A 14,584-nucleotide genomic window follows, 5' to 3' on the forward strand; every position below is an offset into this window, starting at 1 on the left:
TATCTCTAATAAAAATCCTGGGTTGAATACATAATCACTTGACTTCCCAGTTTTTCAAAAGAAAAAGGCACATAAAGAATTTTGCTTAACCTTTCCTTTATCTTAAGCTGGACCTGCGGCTGGGCGAATACCAGGATAAACCCACCGCCTCCGGCGCCCAACAGCTTTCCACCAAGCGCACCGGCGCTAAGAGCCGTTTCATAAATAGCATCGATTTCGCTAGTAGAAATCATCCTGGTAAGGCTGCGCTTGATTTGCCAGGATTCATGCAGTAATTTGCCAAAATCTTGGATATCGCAGGAACCGCTATTCAGGATACCTACTGCCTTATCCACCATCCCCTGCATTCCTTGCAACTGATTCTTTAATGCGGGCGTCTTCTTAATCTGCTCTTGCGCAATATCCGAAGCATTGCGGGAGAACCCGGTAAAAAATAACATCAGGTGACTCTGCAATAACTCAATTTTTTCTTTAGGGATAGTTATAGGATTAACATAAAATTCATTTTCACCGCCAAACTCAATTTTATTTAAACCTCCAAAAGCAACGGCAACCTGATCTTGGGCGCCAACGTTTTCCTTAATCAAATTGTGCTCCACATTAATTGCGTCACGCGCTAATTGCCGCTTAGTAATCATCTTGCCCTTAAGCGCGTTTAAGGCATGTAAAAATCCTACGGTAAAAGCTGAACTTGAGCCAACTCCGGATCTTGCCGGAATGTCGCTAGTATGCACCATCTCGATCCCATGATCAATATTCATGAATTTTAAGCATTCCCGCACAGATGGATGTTGGATCTCAGGGATATCTTGCGTTTCCTCGCGCTCCACGTAACGAATACGATACTTATGATTAAAGAAAGGAGGCAGATACCGGCAATTAATATAACAATATTTATTAATCGTGGTGCTTAAGACAGCCCCACCATTTTCCTTATACCATAGAGGATAATCTGTGCCTCCTCCAAAGAAAGAAATCCTTAAAGGAGTACGCGTAATAATCATGTGTTAACCTTCTTATACCAGGAAATTGTTTTAGCTATGCCATTATAAATATCGGTTTTAGGAATAAACCCCAGAGAATCTTGGGCTTTTTTAATATCAATTAAACGCACAGGAATCATTGAAGGTTTGGTTGAATCATAGGTTATTCGGGCATTCTGATATCCTTCAATCTCAAGGGCCATGCGTAGAATTTCTTTTAAATTATAAGCTTTGCCTTGCGCGATATTCACCGCGTCAAAAGTAGAGATTTTTTCCGCAGCCAGAATCAAGCCGTCTATAAAATCATCAATATAAATCAGGTCCCTGATGTCTTGTCCTGTGCCCCAAATTTTAATCGGGTCATGCCGTTCGATTACTTTCCTTAATGTAGCTGCCATCATATGAGAAGTAGCAAAATCAAAATCATCATATGGCCCATAGATATTAGACGGCCGCACCACTACGCAAGGCATAGGATTTTTAAGTTTCTGCGAATACAAACGGCAAAGGATTTCGATAAACCTCTTCATCCATCCCACGCCGAAATAAATATCATACGGATCGGCATCAAACATTTCTTTCTCGGTTACCGGATTATCGCCGCTGGGAGGATACGCAGCATTACTGCTTAAGAAAATAAACTTTTTTACCTGCGCGAAATAAGCAGCTTCCAGTACCTGAGAGTTCATGATAATGTTAGGGGTTACGTGCACCAATGGGGTTGAAGCAATGACTGCAGCCCCAGAGGTGTTTGCGGCGCACATAAAGACGTACTCCATGTCCGCAACAACTTTCCGGCAATCTTCCATATGCATTAAATCGCATCTGATATACTCAATCCGATCATCAGAAACGACAGGATCTTTTCTGTGGATAGTTGCCCTTATCTTGGCACCTAAAGAGATCATCCTTTTGATCAGATTTGCCCCTACAAAACCTGCGCCACCGGTTATTAAAACTTTCTTATTGTAAAACATCGCCCTCTCCCGAATCTCTTTTAGATAAAATTGGTTTTTCTACCGGCCACGGGATATTCAACCTGGGATCATTCCAGCTGATGGTAAACTGACTGGCGCGATCATAATTAGTAGACTGTTTATAATGAAAAATCGCCTGCTCGGATAAGACAAGATGCCCATTGCCAAATTTCGGAGGCACTAGTACCTGCAAGCGATTATCCTCCGACAAAACAAATGCGTCCCACTGTCCGTATTGAGCAGACGCCTTATCCCAATTTACCACCGCCAGATAGAACTTTCCCGAAAGACAAGAAATCAGTTTCCAAGTTTTATTATCTCCGTGTATGCCTCTTAAAACATGCTTTGATGAAACCGAAATATCATCTTGAATAAAATCAATATCAATTCCGGATTTCCGGTAAAGTTGATCATTATAGATTTCAATATATCTTCCCCTGAAATCCTCAAATATGGTTGGGGGAGTCACTAACAAAACACCATCCATCTTGGTTTTCTCAACCTTCATCGTCTACTCCTTAAAATAGTTTTTCTTTGCTAAATACTCACCTTGGTTATCAATAAACCAATCCCAAGTTTGTTTTAGGCCTTCCCTTAACGATGTATCAGGAGAGTAATTAAATAATTTCCGCGCCAATGAAATATCCATTACCCTCATCGGAAAACCAGAAGATTTCGTAATGTCAAAACGATAATTAAAATCAAGAAATGTATGCAGCGTCTCTACCAACTCCTTAATAGACACTCCTTTGCCGCTACCCAGATTTACAAAACCAGAGCCAGTTCCGTAAAGAAGCGCCAAAATTACTCCCTCTGCCACATCCAGACTATAAGCAAAATCACGTATCGCAGAGCCATCCCCCCAGACAATTACCGGATCCTCTTTTTTAGAAATTCTATACATTAAAGAAGGAATTACCATCGCATTATCAGGGTCAAAGTTATCTCCCGGACCATAGACATTGCAAGGCCTGACTACGGAAAAATTATCCAGCCCATACTGGATCTTATATGCCTGGACCTGTAATTCCGCCATTCTTTTCGCCCATCCCGGGAACATGTCCATGGGCGGACCATCTAAATTTTCAGTTTCCTTAAAAACTTCTGCTGAAGCGTAAGCCCCGATTGAACTTGTATAAACAACTTTCTTCACTTTATTAAGCCTTGCTGCCTCCAAAACATTAGTGTTAAACATCAAAAGCGGAACAAAAAAGCTAGCCGGCTTCTTCTTAGTAACATCAATTGACCCTTTTATACCTGCCAGATGAAAAACAAAATCCATGTCCTTGGTAAGCTCTTTACATAGATTAAAGTCTGTCAAATCGCCTAAAACATGTTCAGCCCTATCGTCAACTCTTAGCTTATCCAAAGAAACAATCTTAACCCTGGAACCATTGTCACATAAAATCTTAACTACCTGCCTGCCGATAAGCCCTGTGCCACCGGTGACCAAGACATTCTTTTTATTGAAAATTTTTAAAGTATCCGCTTTAATCATCAGCTAAAAACTTCTCCCTTCCGAACCATCTACTGCAATAGATGCCCCGTTAACTAAACTGGATTTCGCTGAACAAATAAAAACCACTACATCCGCCACCTCTTCAGGTTTTCCCAGCCTGCCTAAAGGAAATTTATCATCCAGCATGATCTTAAATCCAGCAGGATCATTCTTTTTTTGGGCTTCCCAGCCTGTATCAGGGATCATTATGCATCCAGGGGCAACGCTATTAAAAGTTACCCCATCCCTAACAATCTCCTTTTTTAGCGAAAGATTCTTTATCAATGTTGTCTGAGAAGTCTTGGCAATATTAAACCATGGCCTGCCGCCAGCTTCCCTACCATAGAGAGAAGTGATATTAATCACCCTTCCCCATTTCTGCCTTCGCATATAAGGAACCGCCAGCTTGATAAAGCGGATAGAACTTAAAACATTCTTATCATAAACTTCCTGCCAGACTTTCTCATCCGTAGCAATGGCGTCTTCCTGCCCCCATCTGCCTCCTCCACCAACATTATTAACCAAAATATGCAACGTACCCCATTTCTTTATAATCTTATTAAACACCCGATTGACATCTTTTTTAATTGTAACATCTGCTTCAATAGCCAGATAATCCACTCCCTTAGATTTTAATTTTTCCCGCATCCCGCGTACACGCGAGGCTGTGCGCGAACACACTGCAACATTACACCCTTCATCAGCTAATCCCAGAGCTATTGCTTCACCAATCCCATGGGTTCCGCCTGTAACTAAAGCATATTTATTCTTTATACCTAGATTCATTATTTTAATATCCTCCATACGAGCAGATTATACCCATCCATAAATAAATTCCCGAAGAATAAACGTTTAACTTTGATAATTTCAATTCTTCCTTCTTTTTCTAGCTCTTGCAATCTTGATAAAAAACCCTGGGTATACCCTCGTTTTTGATGAAACTTAACAGCAAGGTAATCTAATAGATTATCGTTATCATATAATTCAATAATCGGCTCACTATGTACGCATAGTCCGGGGCGGTTTCGTAAAAGATACTGTAGAAAATCCTCAAATTTTCCCGCTAATTGCTCAATAGAACCAATTGTGAAAATTAGGCTATTTTCTTGAATCTTAAAACTTTCTGTGGGATTAATCATATCAAAAATATTACCCTTCAATCTTAGGTTATGGGCCTGACCTATTTTATTAACTAAATCTACTGACGATTGCACAAAATCCGTGCCGTATAGATTCTTGTCTGGGTATAGCTTCGAAAGGGCAACTAAATTAAAGCCGGTTCCGCATCCAAATTCATATATATTCCTGAAATCTTTAAAGTAAGTCATAAAAATCCATTCCCTAAAAACATTATAATAATTAAATTCAAAGTCTTTGTTAACCGAACGAATATAATTCTGCTTATAACGCATTATCTTGTTCGGCTTGATAAATCTCGGAACCAACATTTTCAAATCATAACCGCTATCAATAAAATCCTTTAGATTTTCGCCCCAACCGTTATTCCAAGTCTCTTGACGTTCTTTAGCACCAATAGTTTGCCTGTCGGCCTCGATCTTCATTAAAACTTCTAATATAACATGATCCCTACTGTCTCCATCAATGATCTCATAATCAAAATCAACACCATTGATTATATGGCCACATTTTCTCGAGATATCTTCCGAGGTAGTGCCTAGTGAATCAGCAAAATCATCAAAACCTACTTTTGGCATTTTCTTAACTCCTTAAGGACTATTTTACTTACAGTTTCTTGATCTAAGCCATACAGCTGATCTAACCACTCTCTTGTCCCATAATCAAAACACTGCTTATCTTCTAAGGCAATCCGTTTCAGAGTAATAGCCTTGCGATTATCGGATATAAGTTCGCTTATAATAGTGCCGATTCCTCCTACAATAGAATTCTCTTCAATAGTAATTAGATACTTTGCCCCCTCAAAGCATTTCAACAGCGCTTCTCTGTTTAAAGGTTTTAACTTATATAAATCTATTAATCCAACACTTAGATTATTTTTCTCCAGCGTTTCCGCTAATTTTACCGCTTCTTTAGTAATAAACCCGGTACTAATAATATTGACCTCTTTAAGAGGCTTGATTATTTTAAAGCCCGTAGAATAATCATAATCCTTCTCATATAAATTCGGGAATTTACCTTTATCCAGCCTTACATAGACTGGACTATTGGACTGATATGCAATCTGCGCGCAACTGGCAGATAACGTACTATCGCTGGGATTTAAAATTGTTATCTCGGGCAATATCCGCATAATCGCAATATCATCAACAGCATGGTGTGTGGGGCCGTCAATACCAGAACCAAATCCCGCTCCTAAGCCAATAATAGTAACCGGCAAATTCATACTACAGATATTAACTTTAATATGTTCAAGACAGCGCAAAGTGACAAAGGGAATAAGCGCTAAAATAAAAACCTTTTTACCGCTTAATGCTAACCCCGCGGCAACAGCAATCATGTTCTGCTCAGCTACGCTGGCATTAATAAACTGATCAGGAAAATCTTTCTTGTAGTCCCTTAAAACAAAGGAATCGGCATCCGCAGTGATAAAGATCACATCCTTATCTTTCATTGCAATGTTGTATATTTCTTGAAAAAAAGCGTCTCTAATGTCCATATCAGCTAATGACATAACTAAATCTCCCGCTCTAATTCTCTTTTGGCCAGTTCAAATTCTTCTCTACTGGGTATGCTATGATGCCATTTAATCCCGTTCTCCATAAAAGAAACTCCCTTACCCTTAACCGTATCAGCAATAATAATCAACGGCTGCTGGAGTTGTTCTAAATGATCAAAAGCGGATAATATCTGGGGGAAGCAATGCCCATCTATATTAATAGCCTTCCAGCCGCAGGCTTCAAATTTGCAGTCTAATCTTCCTGAACCGTCATCTTCTTCTATAACATCAGTGACTGATAATCTGTTACGATCAATAATTCCGATAAGGTTATTTAGTTTGTGCTTACTGGCAAACATTGCGGATTCCCAAATGGAGCCTTCAGCAGATTCACCGTCACCAATAAGAAAAATGGTTTTATACTTTTTTGCGTTCATCTTTGCCGCTAATGCCATGCCCGCTGCTATACCTACAGCATGCCCCAATGAACCGCTATTATATTCTACCCCGGGAGTGCTAATGTTAAGTTGGCCGCCTAATTTACTTTTATTCTTAGCAAAATTTTCTAATTCAGATGCGTCCAGGAAACCCAAATCAATCCATATATGATAAAAAGCTAAACAGGCATGTCCTTTACCAACCACAAATCTATCCCGGTCTTCCCATCTTGGATGTTGAGGGTCAACACGTAGTATTCCTGCGTAATATAGGCCCACCAAGATATCTATACAGGAAAAGGTGCCGCCCAAATGCCCCTTACCGGCCAGCATAATCGATTCTAACACCTGCTTACGCACCCAATTCGCCTTCATTTTAAGAAAATTAATTTTATTTTGCATTAAGCATCCTTATATCGTCTTTAATAGATTCAATAATTTTCTGATTTCGATCACAGACCACCTCAACGAAAATCGGTCCAGGCCTTAACATTATAGACTTTAATTTCCGGCGAATATCCTGATGCCTATCGATACGGGAATATGCCAGGCCAAAAGCATCAGCAACTTTTCTCAGGTTCAAAGTTTCCACTCCACTGGCAGAATCTGAGCCAATATACCTTGAAGAACAAACATTATCCTGGGTATTACGAATAGAAACATAGCCACCGTTATTAATTACGAATAACTTAATGTTAAGCCCATAGTAAGAAACTGTTTTTAATTCCTGTATATTTAATTCTAAGGAGCCATCTCCGGTTATTGCCAAAATCTGTTTATTATTGTCAGCGACACTGCATCCTATAGCTAAAGGAATAGCTAAACCCATAGAAGCAAATGCCCCGGATGTAATTTCACGTTGGCCGTCTTTGAAAGTCAGGGCCTGGCCTGCAACATAATATGAAGAGCCAGCGTCACTAACAAATATGTCATCCTTTCCGGACAGTTTGTCCAGCAGATCAACAAAATAATATAAATCTATGGGATTTTTCTTATGTTCAGCTCTAATCAAAGGATAGCTATCTTTGTATCCCTGACATTTATCCATCCAATCCTTATATAAGGGGAGTTTCTTGCCTTTAATTCTAGCGAGCAACTCTTTAATAAATGTGCCTGCATCAGACAGTATAGGCAAATCGATTGGTACTCCGGGTTTACTTAATTCCGCTTCATCTATGTCAACAACGGCGATTTTAGATTCAGGCGAAAACGCGTCAAAGTTGATTCCAACAAACTGCACGCTTAAACGACATCCCAAACTTAAAATAAAATCACTTTCCTTCATAATAAAACCCGTATACCTTAATCCCTTTATGCCGCCATGGCCAAAATTATTTTTATGCGAATACTCAAGAATGTCTTGCCCCATACGAGAGAAAATAATCGGAACATCTAATGTTTCTAGCAATTCTCGCAGATGTTTAACAGCATTGGCAATACGCACACCTTGACCTGCAACAATGAGCGGCCTTTTTGCTGAACGTAAAAGCTCGATTACCTTATCAGCTAAAAGGCCAATTTTATTATCTACAATAATGCACTGCTTAAGATTAGGTGGTTTATACCCAGCAAGTTTATTTTCATCCACCTGTGCTGACTGCACATCTAATGGAATATCAAGCCAGACTGGCCCAGGACGTCCATCTTTTGCCAAATAAAACGCTTTTTCTAAATGGTATCTTATCTCTTCAGGATGATTGACCATTACCGCGTATTTGGTTATTGACTCAACCACTTTGATAATATTTAGTTCTTGAGTGCCAAACGTCCTTAAATTATCAATACCGATGTTATATGTTGCATGGTTGCTTTGGACCTGTCCAGAAATAACCAAAACAGGGGCAGAATCAACCCATGCCTCTGTTAATCCGGATACCGCGTTGGCTCCTCCGGGGCCGGTAGTAACATATACAACGCCTATATTGCCGGTAATTTTAGCATAAGCCTCTGCCATCATCGGAGCACTTGCTTCATTTCTAACGCAAATGGCTTTGAGTTTCTTATGACAGGCCACCCCATCATCAAGAAAGATTGATCCCCCGCCAGAAAGCATAAATACATGCGAAACTTTATGTTTGTATATGAACTTTGCTATATAATCTGCTACTCTAATCATAGGAATGCCCTCTTAAAGATCATTACTCCCAAGACAATCATTTTTGTTAACTAATTCCCGCATGGAATCTTTTCATTTTATCCAACGCTTCTTCGATTGCAGAAAAAGATAAACTTGCATAACATAGACGGATGAACCCTTCGCCAAACCTACCAAAACAATTACCAGGCAAAACACATACCCCTGCACAAGCAAGCAATTTATCTGAATACTCTTCAGAAGTCATTCCGGTATTTTTAATATTTGCAAAGGCATAAAATGCCCCCTCTGGAGACAAACATGAGACACCCGGCAGAGAGTTTAATCCTGAAATCAGCAAATCACGACGTTGTTTTAACACCTTAACCCTCTGCTCTACAAATCCCCGGTCTATTGATAATGCGGTTATGCCTGCACTTTGAGTAAACCCAGGCAGGCATGAAATTATAGTCTGTAAAAGCAACCCCATTTTCCCTATAAGTTTTTCCGGACCCACAGCATATCCCAGGCGCCACCCTGACATTGAATAGACTTTTGACAGGCTATTCAATATAACTGTCCTTTCACGGCAACAATCTACAACAGAAGGAGAATAATGTTGGGCATTATAAATTAATCGTGAATAAACCTCATCGGTTAAAAGATAGATATCTTCTTCTGCTGCGATCTTAGCGATTGCCAGAATTTCATCTTGCGACATAACCGAACCGGTAGGATTTTGGGGTGAATTAATAATAATTAACCTTGTTTTATCCGTAATATTCTTCCGCACCGCGGCAGGGTCCATCTGAAAAAGATTTTCTTCCTTAAGTTGTATACCTACTGGCTTCATTCCATTATAAACAATTACTGAATGGTAAGTTGGAAAACCAGGATCGGGATAAATAATCTCATCCCCAGGATTGGCTACGCAGCGCACGGTAAAATCAATTATAGCATTTGCCGGACAAACCAATACTTGGTTAACATCTGGTGTAAATCCGTAGTTGGTTGTTATGTATTCTACAATTGCCTGCCTGAATTCCATCATCCCCATAGAGTTGACATAATGAGTCAAGCCACCGTCCAGCGCCTTCTTAGCCGCATTAATAACATTATCCGGTGAGCTGAAATCCGGATCACCAATCTCTAAATGAACAATTCTGCTCCCGGACCTTTCCATTTCTCTGGCCTTGGCAAGCAACGCGAACATTGGCTGTCCAATAAGTTTATTTGCTATCTTAGATAATTTCCTCATAATGTTTTTATTAGTCTATGATAATTAAAACGGACCCTTAAATCTTTTCTCATGGCTATAAAATTCTATACCCTCCAAGCTTACAGGTTTTAGGCCCAGCATATCTTCGACTTCCCTAATAATACTTTTAGCATTGGGATAGAATTCGTTTTCTAGATGCCTGGCCGTAGGGCAAGGAGTACGCGCGAAACCAATTCTTTTTACCGGAGCTTTAAGATTATTAAAGCACTTAGAGGACACCAACGCCGCCACTTCAGCACTAAAACCGCAAAACTCCCAATCATTATCAACAACAATACATCTGCCGGTTTTTTCAACCGAAGCCATAATTAAATCTTCATCCAATGGAACGATTGTCCGGGGATCAATTATCTCAACACTTGCTCCGGATTTTGCTAATATTTCTGCCGCAAAAATGGCTTCTACGTTCATCCATGAAGTTGCAACGATTGTAACATCAGAGCCTTTGCGTAGAATATTTCCTTTCCCAAAAGGTATAGTGTAAGATTGCTCAGGCACGTTTTCTTCCTGCCAATAAAGCCAGCGATGCTCAATAAAGATCACAGGATTATCATCCCGAATAGCAGAGATAAGCAGCCCCTTAGCATCAGAAGCAGTAGTTGGAAGAACAACTTTTAGCCCAGGAATATGCGCAAAGGTTGAATACATGCTCTTACTATGTTGAAAACCTTGCCCCCATCCGCGCCCAATTATTCCCCGGATTACCATCGGCACTTTCAGTAATCCACAGGATGAATAGTTGTGGCTAGAAAGCATGTTCGCAATCTGATTAAACGCTAAAAGCATAAAATCAATTCTAATATGTATATGTACGGGACGCATACCGTTAAGTGCGGATCCCAAACCAAAACCAGTCATAGCATCTTCGGATAGAGGTGTATCAAAACAACGTTTCTCTCCAAAGCGCTCTACAAGCCCTGCGGTAGACCCAAAAATAGCCTTATGATCAGGAACTCCGATGCCATAGACAAAAACCTTATCATCTCTCTGCATCTCCTGAATCATTGCTTCACGCAAAGCATCGCAATAGCTAATTATCCTCATTAAAAACCCCTTTATGCAGCTGATCACTGCCGCTCACTGCCGCTTTTTTCGCATTCTCAATTGCTGATACAATATTTTTTGACATTTCGCTTTCTATTTTACGAATGCTGCATTCATCAATACCATTTCTCAAAAGTTTCAACCGTTGCATAAACACCGGATCTTTTTTAAACCATTTCTGAAACTGCTTCTTGCTTCTATATCCAGCATCAAAATCATAGTTAATCCCCACGTGCTCCAGATAACGATAATATTTAAAATTCATGAAATACGGCCGGGGTTTCTTTCGTACTAAAGTAATGGCATTGGAAACAAGATTATAAATTTCTTCTACATCTGTTGTATCACTTTCAATAACCCCACAATGAAACTTTTCAATAATCTGAGTTATTGAATCATATCCTCTGCGCTTTTTTGCAAAGGTATGCACGGCAAGCTCATTGTCTTCGCACACAAAAATTACCGGTATCCGCATTAAACTAGCGAGGTTGATACTTTCCCAAAAACCACCTTCGTCTGTGGCCCCATCTCCAAAAAATACAACTACAATTCTTTTATTCTTATTTATCTTATTTGCCCAAGCACACCCCACAGCCACAGGAATATGAGCCGAAACAATCGCCGATGTGCCCATAAAACCTTTATTTGGCAGGCATAAATGCATAGACCCGCCTTTACCTTTTACAGAAGATGTATCCTTGGCATACATTTCAGAGAAAAATTCTCCCACATCTGCGGTTTTGGCAAGAAAACCTGCGTGAGACCTATAAGTAGTAAAAATCTGGTCTGCATTATTTAGGGCGTGACAAACCCCGGCAGCAATCGCCTCTGCGCCCATCGACATATGCATAGGGGTTTTCATCTCATCTTCAGGATAATATTCTCTAATCTGCTCTTCGGCAACGCGGATTAAGTACATTTTTTTATACAACTGAATATTTAAATCTTTACGCATTCGAATTTTCCCCTAAACTTATTAACGCGTTAAAAACTGCCTTCCTGATTTTACCCTATCTCTCCAATAATCAAGCAAATCCTGCATAGTTTTTTCAAAAGGTATCTGAGATTCCCAACCTGTGTGAGCTTTAAATTTCTTGGTATCAGGAACCTGCAAATCTGCATCTAAAGGCCTCAGCCTGGATATTTCTGTCTGAACCTTGATATTCTTAACAATAGAGATAGAAAGTAAATAGTTAAGCATTTCTCTTATCGTGCAAGTATATGTGCCACCGATATTGTAATATTCTCCCGGTATCGGGTTTATCGTTACTAACATAAAATATGCCCTCACGGCATCCCGGACATCTGCCCATGTGCGCAGAGAATCTAAATTGCCGGTTTTTAATATCGGGGGGATCATCTTCTTTTCAATCATAGCGATTTGTTTTGCAAAGGTAGATTCAGCAAAAACATCTCCCCGGCGGGGCCCTGTATGGGTAAACATCCGGGTAACAATAATTTTTTGGCCATATGCCTCGGCATGAAACCGGCCCACCAAATCCGTGCCAGTTTTTGAAATAGCGTAAGGTGACGCGGGATGAAAAGGACATTCTTCATTTATTGGTAATTTTTCTTTGGATACTCTTCCAAAAACCTCAGATGAAGAGCATATATGAATAATTGGGTTAATACCAGAACATTTTCTCAACACCTCAAGCAATCTTTCAGTCCCCAATATATTTGTATCCAAAGTTTGAATGGGAGAACTAAAACTTGTAGTTGGATAGCTTTGCGCGGCCAGATGAAATACATAATCCGGCCGACTCTCATCAACAGCATTTTGCAACGAAATATAATCGCACAAATCACCATATATAAAATACAGGCGGTCTTGCTTATTAGCCCGATGAATAAGATGCTCAACGTTTTCCAAAGAACTGCGCCAACGGCACATACCGTAAATATCCCAATCTGTATTCTCTAATAAGAAATCAGCCAAATGGGAACCAACCATTCCGGTAATACCGGTAATTAATGCTTTTTTCATTGGTTACCTTTCATATTGCCTTAAATTTAAAGACTCTTTTCCCTGTTCTCCATAATTCTGATTACCCTGCTCCATTATTACCCTCCTTTTGCGCTCTTCTCTTAAGAAGATTGACTAACCGTTTCAAGCTCCTTCTTTAGCAGGTTGTATTCTTCTTCTCTTCTTTTCAGGAAATGTTGCAGCAGGCGCAGTTTTTCTTCTATCCCTTTTTCTGTAAGAAGATAATTGATTTTTTTGAGTTTTCCGGGGTTATTTGTGAAGTTTTTGGCTTTAATCAACCCCTTTTTGATAAGCTCCTTAAAGAGGTAATTGGTCTTGCCTAAAGATATGCCTAATTTGCGGGAAATCGCGCGTTGCGTGGCAGAGGGATTTGTTTCTATCTCTCTGATAATATAAAGGTTATCTTCCTTTAATAATTGTTCAGTCATTGAACGTTTATTATAATCTCTAAAGAGAAAATGTCAAGGGAAAAAAGTCAAGGAAAGTCAGGAAATATGATGTGTTTTTTACTCAAGGAGGGTATCCAAAGCTTGACGCCAAGGAAGGACAACAACACCATTGTCAAGCTTGCGTGAATGAGTATCTTTTAAAGACACAACGAACAATGGCAACTTAGGAAAACGTCTACGAAAAGCTATTCGCGTAGCGTCTGACATTGTGTCCGTTGATGTTTTACACTCAAAAGCCATAATCGGCCCGCGAGAACCCTTGACGAGTATATCAACCTCATTTTTTCCCTCTCGCCAAAACGAAAGCTCATAAGGTTTTTCATGGTAATCCCGCATACGCTTTAATTCATTATAGAAAAAGGTTTCGAATAAAAAAACTCTCTCCTGTGGAGTAGGGGGATCAACCAAGCGATTCTGTAATGCCCGGACGACGCCGCAATCAAAGAAATAAAACTTTGGCCGCGCCTTCTTACGCTCGCTCCTGTCCCAAGGCCACAGAAAATCACCCAAAAGCGTATCCTCTAGTATCGAAAAATATTCTTTTACTGTGCTCATGGGAACCGAGGAATCGCGCGCCACAGAAGCAAATTCAATTGTCTCCGCGTTCATTTGAGCCGCCACGCTTAAAAATCTCTGAAACGCGCTCACATTACGAGTCAATGCTTCAGCCTGAACCTCTTCTTTGATGTAAATCGTGCCATATGCCTTTAATTGCCGCCGCACGTCATCTTCCTTGCCCTCAAGGAATGTTGTTACCACGCGAGGCAATGTTCCATAAGACAACGCCATATTAATATCAAAGCCCTTGCCGACCTCAACATTGGTCAAAGGATAAAGTCTTAAATCAAGCGCCCTTCCACCTAGAAGGTTAGCGCTACCGCGCCGCAACTTGCGCGCGCTAGAACCAGAAAGGATAAATCTTAAGCCAATCTCCTCAATCCCTTTCTGCACATAATCTAATAACACCGGAACCCGTTGGACTTCATCTATAATTACCAAGCCGTTCTTATATAAAGCCTGCAGCTTTTCCCAGAATATAACAGGAGTTCGTGAAAATGAAAGCTCTGTCTCAGGATCCAATAAGTCAATAAACAAGGCTGGGTGCAGCCGACGCAATAAGAAAGTCTTGCCTGTCATACGAGGCCCAAACAAAAACAGGGATCCTGAGATCTTATCTAAATTGAGCAGTCTTTGATAACTCATAATATAAGAATAACATAT

The 14,584-nt window shown here is 40.1% G+C and carries 15 protein-coding genes; all 15 read right to left on the reverse strand.

The window, feature by feature from the left end; translation table 11 throughout:
* Positions 1-5 precede the first annotated feature (5 nt).
* Complete coding sequence (locus tag MUF05_03040) at positions 6-1,004, reverse strand: kinase (GenBank protein ID MCU0666051.1); 999 nt, start codon at positions 1,002-1,004, stop codon at positions 6-8.
* On the reverse strand, positions 1,001-1,960 hold the full coding sequence (locus MUF05_03045; protein ID MCU0666052.1) for an NAD-dependent epimerase/dehydratase family protein: 960 nt from the start codon (positions 1,958-1,960) through the stop codon (positions 1,001-1,003). The genes MUF05_03040 and MUF05_03045 overlap by 4 nt, the downstream gene beginning before the upstream one ends.
* Entirely contained in the window at positions 1,947-2,468 is a 522-nt protein-coding gene (locus MUF05_03050; GenBank protein ID MCU0666053.1) for a dTDP-4-dehydrorhamnose 3,5-epimerase family protein, read from the reverse strand. The genes MUF05_03045 and MUF05_03050 overlap by 14 nt, the downstream gene beginning before the upstream one ends.
* A gap of 3 nt (positions 2,469-2,471) precedes the next feature.
* Complete coding sequence (locus MUF05_03055) at positions 2,472-3,458, reverse strand: NAD-dependent epimerase/dehydratase family protein (GenBank protein MCU0666054.1); 987 nt, start codon at positions 3,456-3,458, stop codon at positions 2,472-2,474.
* A 3-nt stretch (positions 3,459-3,461) separates the two neighbouring features.
* Entirely contained in the window at positions 3,462-4,244 is a 783-nt protein-coding gene (locus tag MUF05_03060) for an SDR family oxidoreductase (protein ID MCU0666055.1), read from the reverse strand.
* Positions 4,244-5,173 (reverse strand): class I SAM-dependent methyltransferase, encoded by a 930-nt coding sequence (locus MUF05_03065; GenBank protein MCU0666056.1) that lies wholly within the window; start codon positions 5,171-5,173, stop codon positions 4,244-4,246. Before MUF05_03065 ends, MUF05_03060 begins: the two co-directional genes overlap by 1 nt.
* Entirely contained in the window at positions 5,161-6,108 is a 948-nt protein-coding gene (locus MUF05_03070) for a 1-deoxy-D-xylulose-5-phosphate synthase (GenBank protein MCU0666057.1), read from the reverse strand. Before MUF05_03070 ends, MUF05_03065 begins: the two co-directional genes overlap by 13 nt.
* A 2-nt stretch (positions 6,109-6,110) precedes the next feature.
* Positions 6,111-6,932, reverse strand: coding sequence for a transketolase (locus MUF05_03075; protein MCU0666058.1), 822 nt, complete (start codon positions 6,930-6,932; stop codon positions 6,111-6,113).
* On the reverse strand, positions 6,922-8,646 hold the full coding sequence (locus tag MUF05_03080; protein MCU0666059.1) for a thiamine pyrophosphate-binding protein: 1,725 nt from the start codon (positions 8,644-8,646) through the stop codon (positions 6,922-6,924). The genes MUF05_03075 and MUF05_03080 overlap by 11 nt, the downstream gene beginning before the upstream one ends.
* A gap of 46 nt (positions 8,647-8,692) precedes the next feature.
* Entirely contained in the window at positions 8,693-9,817 is a 1,125-nt protein-coding gene (locus MUF05_03085) for a pyridoxal phosphate-dependent aminotransferase (protein ID MCU0666060.1), read from the reverse strand.
* A gap of 69 nt (positions 9,818-9,886) precedes the next feature.
* Entirely contained in the window at positions 9,887-10,927 is a 1,041-nt protein-coding gene (locus MUF05_03090) for a pyruvate dehydrogenase complex E1 component subunit beta (GenBank protein MCU0666061.1), read from the reverse strand.
* Positions 10,914-11,882, reverse strand: coding sequence for a thiamine pyrophosphate-dependent dehydrogenase E1 component subunit alpha (locus MUF05_03095; GenBank protein ID MCU0666062.1), 969 nt, complete (start codon positions 11,880-11,882; stop codon positions 10,914-10,916). Before MUF05_03095 ends, MUF05_03090 begins: the two co-directional genes overlap by 14 nt.
* 21 nt (positions 11,883-11,903) lie before the next feature.
* Positions 11,904-12,914, reverse strand: coding sequence for a GDP-mannose 4,6-dehydratase (locus MUF05_03100; protein MCU0666063.1), 1,011 nt, complete (start codon positions 12,912-12,914; stop codon positions 11,904-11,906).
* Between the two features lie 101 nt (positions 12,915-13,015).
* The gene (locus MUF05_03105; GenBank protein ID MCU0666064.1) at positions 13,016-13,342 is read right to left on the reverse strand and encodes a MarR family EPS-associated transcriptional regulator; all 327 of its coding nucleotides are present in this window, start codon (positions 13,340-13,342) and stop codon (positions 13,016-13,018) included.
* Between the two features lie 78 nt (positions 13,343-13,420).
* Positions 13,421-14,566 (reverse strand): AAA family ATPase, encoded by a 1,146-nt coding sequence (locus tag MUF05_03110; GenBank protein ID MCU0666065.1) that lies wholly within the window; start codon positions 14,564-14,566, stop codon positions 13,421-13,423.
* Positions 14,567-14,584 lie beyond the last annotated feature (18 nt).

This window comes from Candidatus Omnitrophota bacterium (assembly GCA_025453395.1).
Lineage (GTDB): Bacteria > Omnitrophota > Gorgyraeia > Gygaellales > Profunditerraquicolaceae > JAlOQK01.

Coding starts and splice junctions, on each gene's coding strand:
- MUF05_03040 (MCU0666051.1), bottom strand. CDS start 1,004: ATGATTATTACGCGTACTCCTTTAAGGATTTCTTTCTTTGGAGGAGGC.
- MUF05_03045 (MCU0666052.1), bottom strand. CDS start 1,960: ATGTTTTACAATAAGAAAGTTTTAATAACCGGTGGCGCAGGTTTTGTA.
- MUF05_03050 (MCU0666053.1), bottom strand. CDS start 2,468: ATGAAGGTTGAGAAAACCAAGATGGATGGTGTTTTGTTAGTGACTCCC.
- MUF05_03055 (MCU0666054.1), bottom strand. CDS start 3,458: ATGATTAAAGCGGATACTTTAAAAATTTTCAATAAAAAGAATGTCTTG.
- MUF05_03060 (MCU0666055.1), bottom strand. CDS start 4,244: ATGAATCTAGGTATAAAGAATAAATATGCTTTAGTTACAGGCGGAACC.
- MUF05_03065 (MCU0666056.1), bottom strand. CDS start 5,173: ATGCCAAAAGTAGGTTTTGATGATTTTGCTGATTCACTAGGCACTACC.
- MUF05_03070 (MCU0666057.1), bottom strand. CDS start 6,108: ATGTCATTAGCTGATATGGACATTAGAGACGCTTTTTTTCAAGAAATA.
- MUF05_03075 (MCU0666058.1), bottom strand. CDS start 6,932: ATGCAAAATAAAATTAATTTTCTTAAAATGAAGGCGAATTGGGTGCGT.
- MUF05_03080 (MCU0666059.1), bottom strand. CDS start 8,646: ATGATTAGAGTAGCAGATTATATAGCAAAGTTCATATACAAACATAAA.
- MUF05_03085 (MCU0666060.1), bottom strand. CDS start 9,817: ATGTTCGCGTTGCTTGCCAAGGCCAGAGAAATGGAAAGGTCCGGGAGC.
- MUF05_03090 (MCU0666061.1), bottom strand. CDS start 10,927: ATGAGGATAATTAGCTATTGCGATGCTTTGCGTGAAGCAATGATTCAG.
- MUF05_03095 (MCU0666062.1), bottom strand. CDS start 11,882: ATGCGTAAAGATTTAAATATTCAGTTGTATAAAAAAATGTACTTAATC.
- MUF05_03100 (MCU0666063.1), bottom strand. CDS start 12,914: ATGAAAAAAGCATTAATTACCGGTATTACCGGAATGGTTGGTTCCCAT.
- MUF05_03105 (MCU0666064.1), bottom strand. CDS start 13,342: ATGACTGAACAATTATTAAAGGAAGATAACCTTTATATTATCAGAGAG.
- MUF05_03110 (MCU0666065.1), bottom strand. CDS start 14,566: ATGAGTTATCAAAGACTGCTCAATTTAGATAAGATCTCAGGATCCCTG.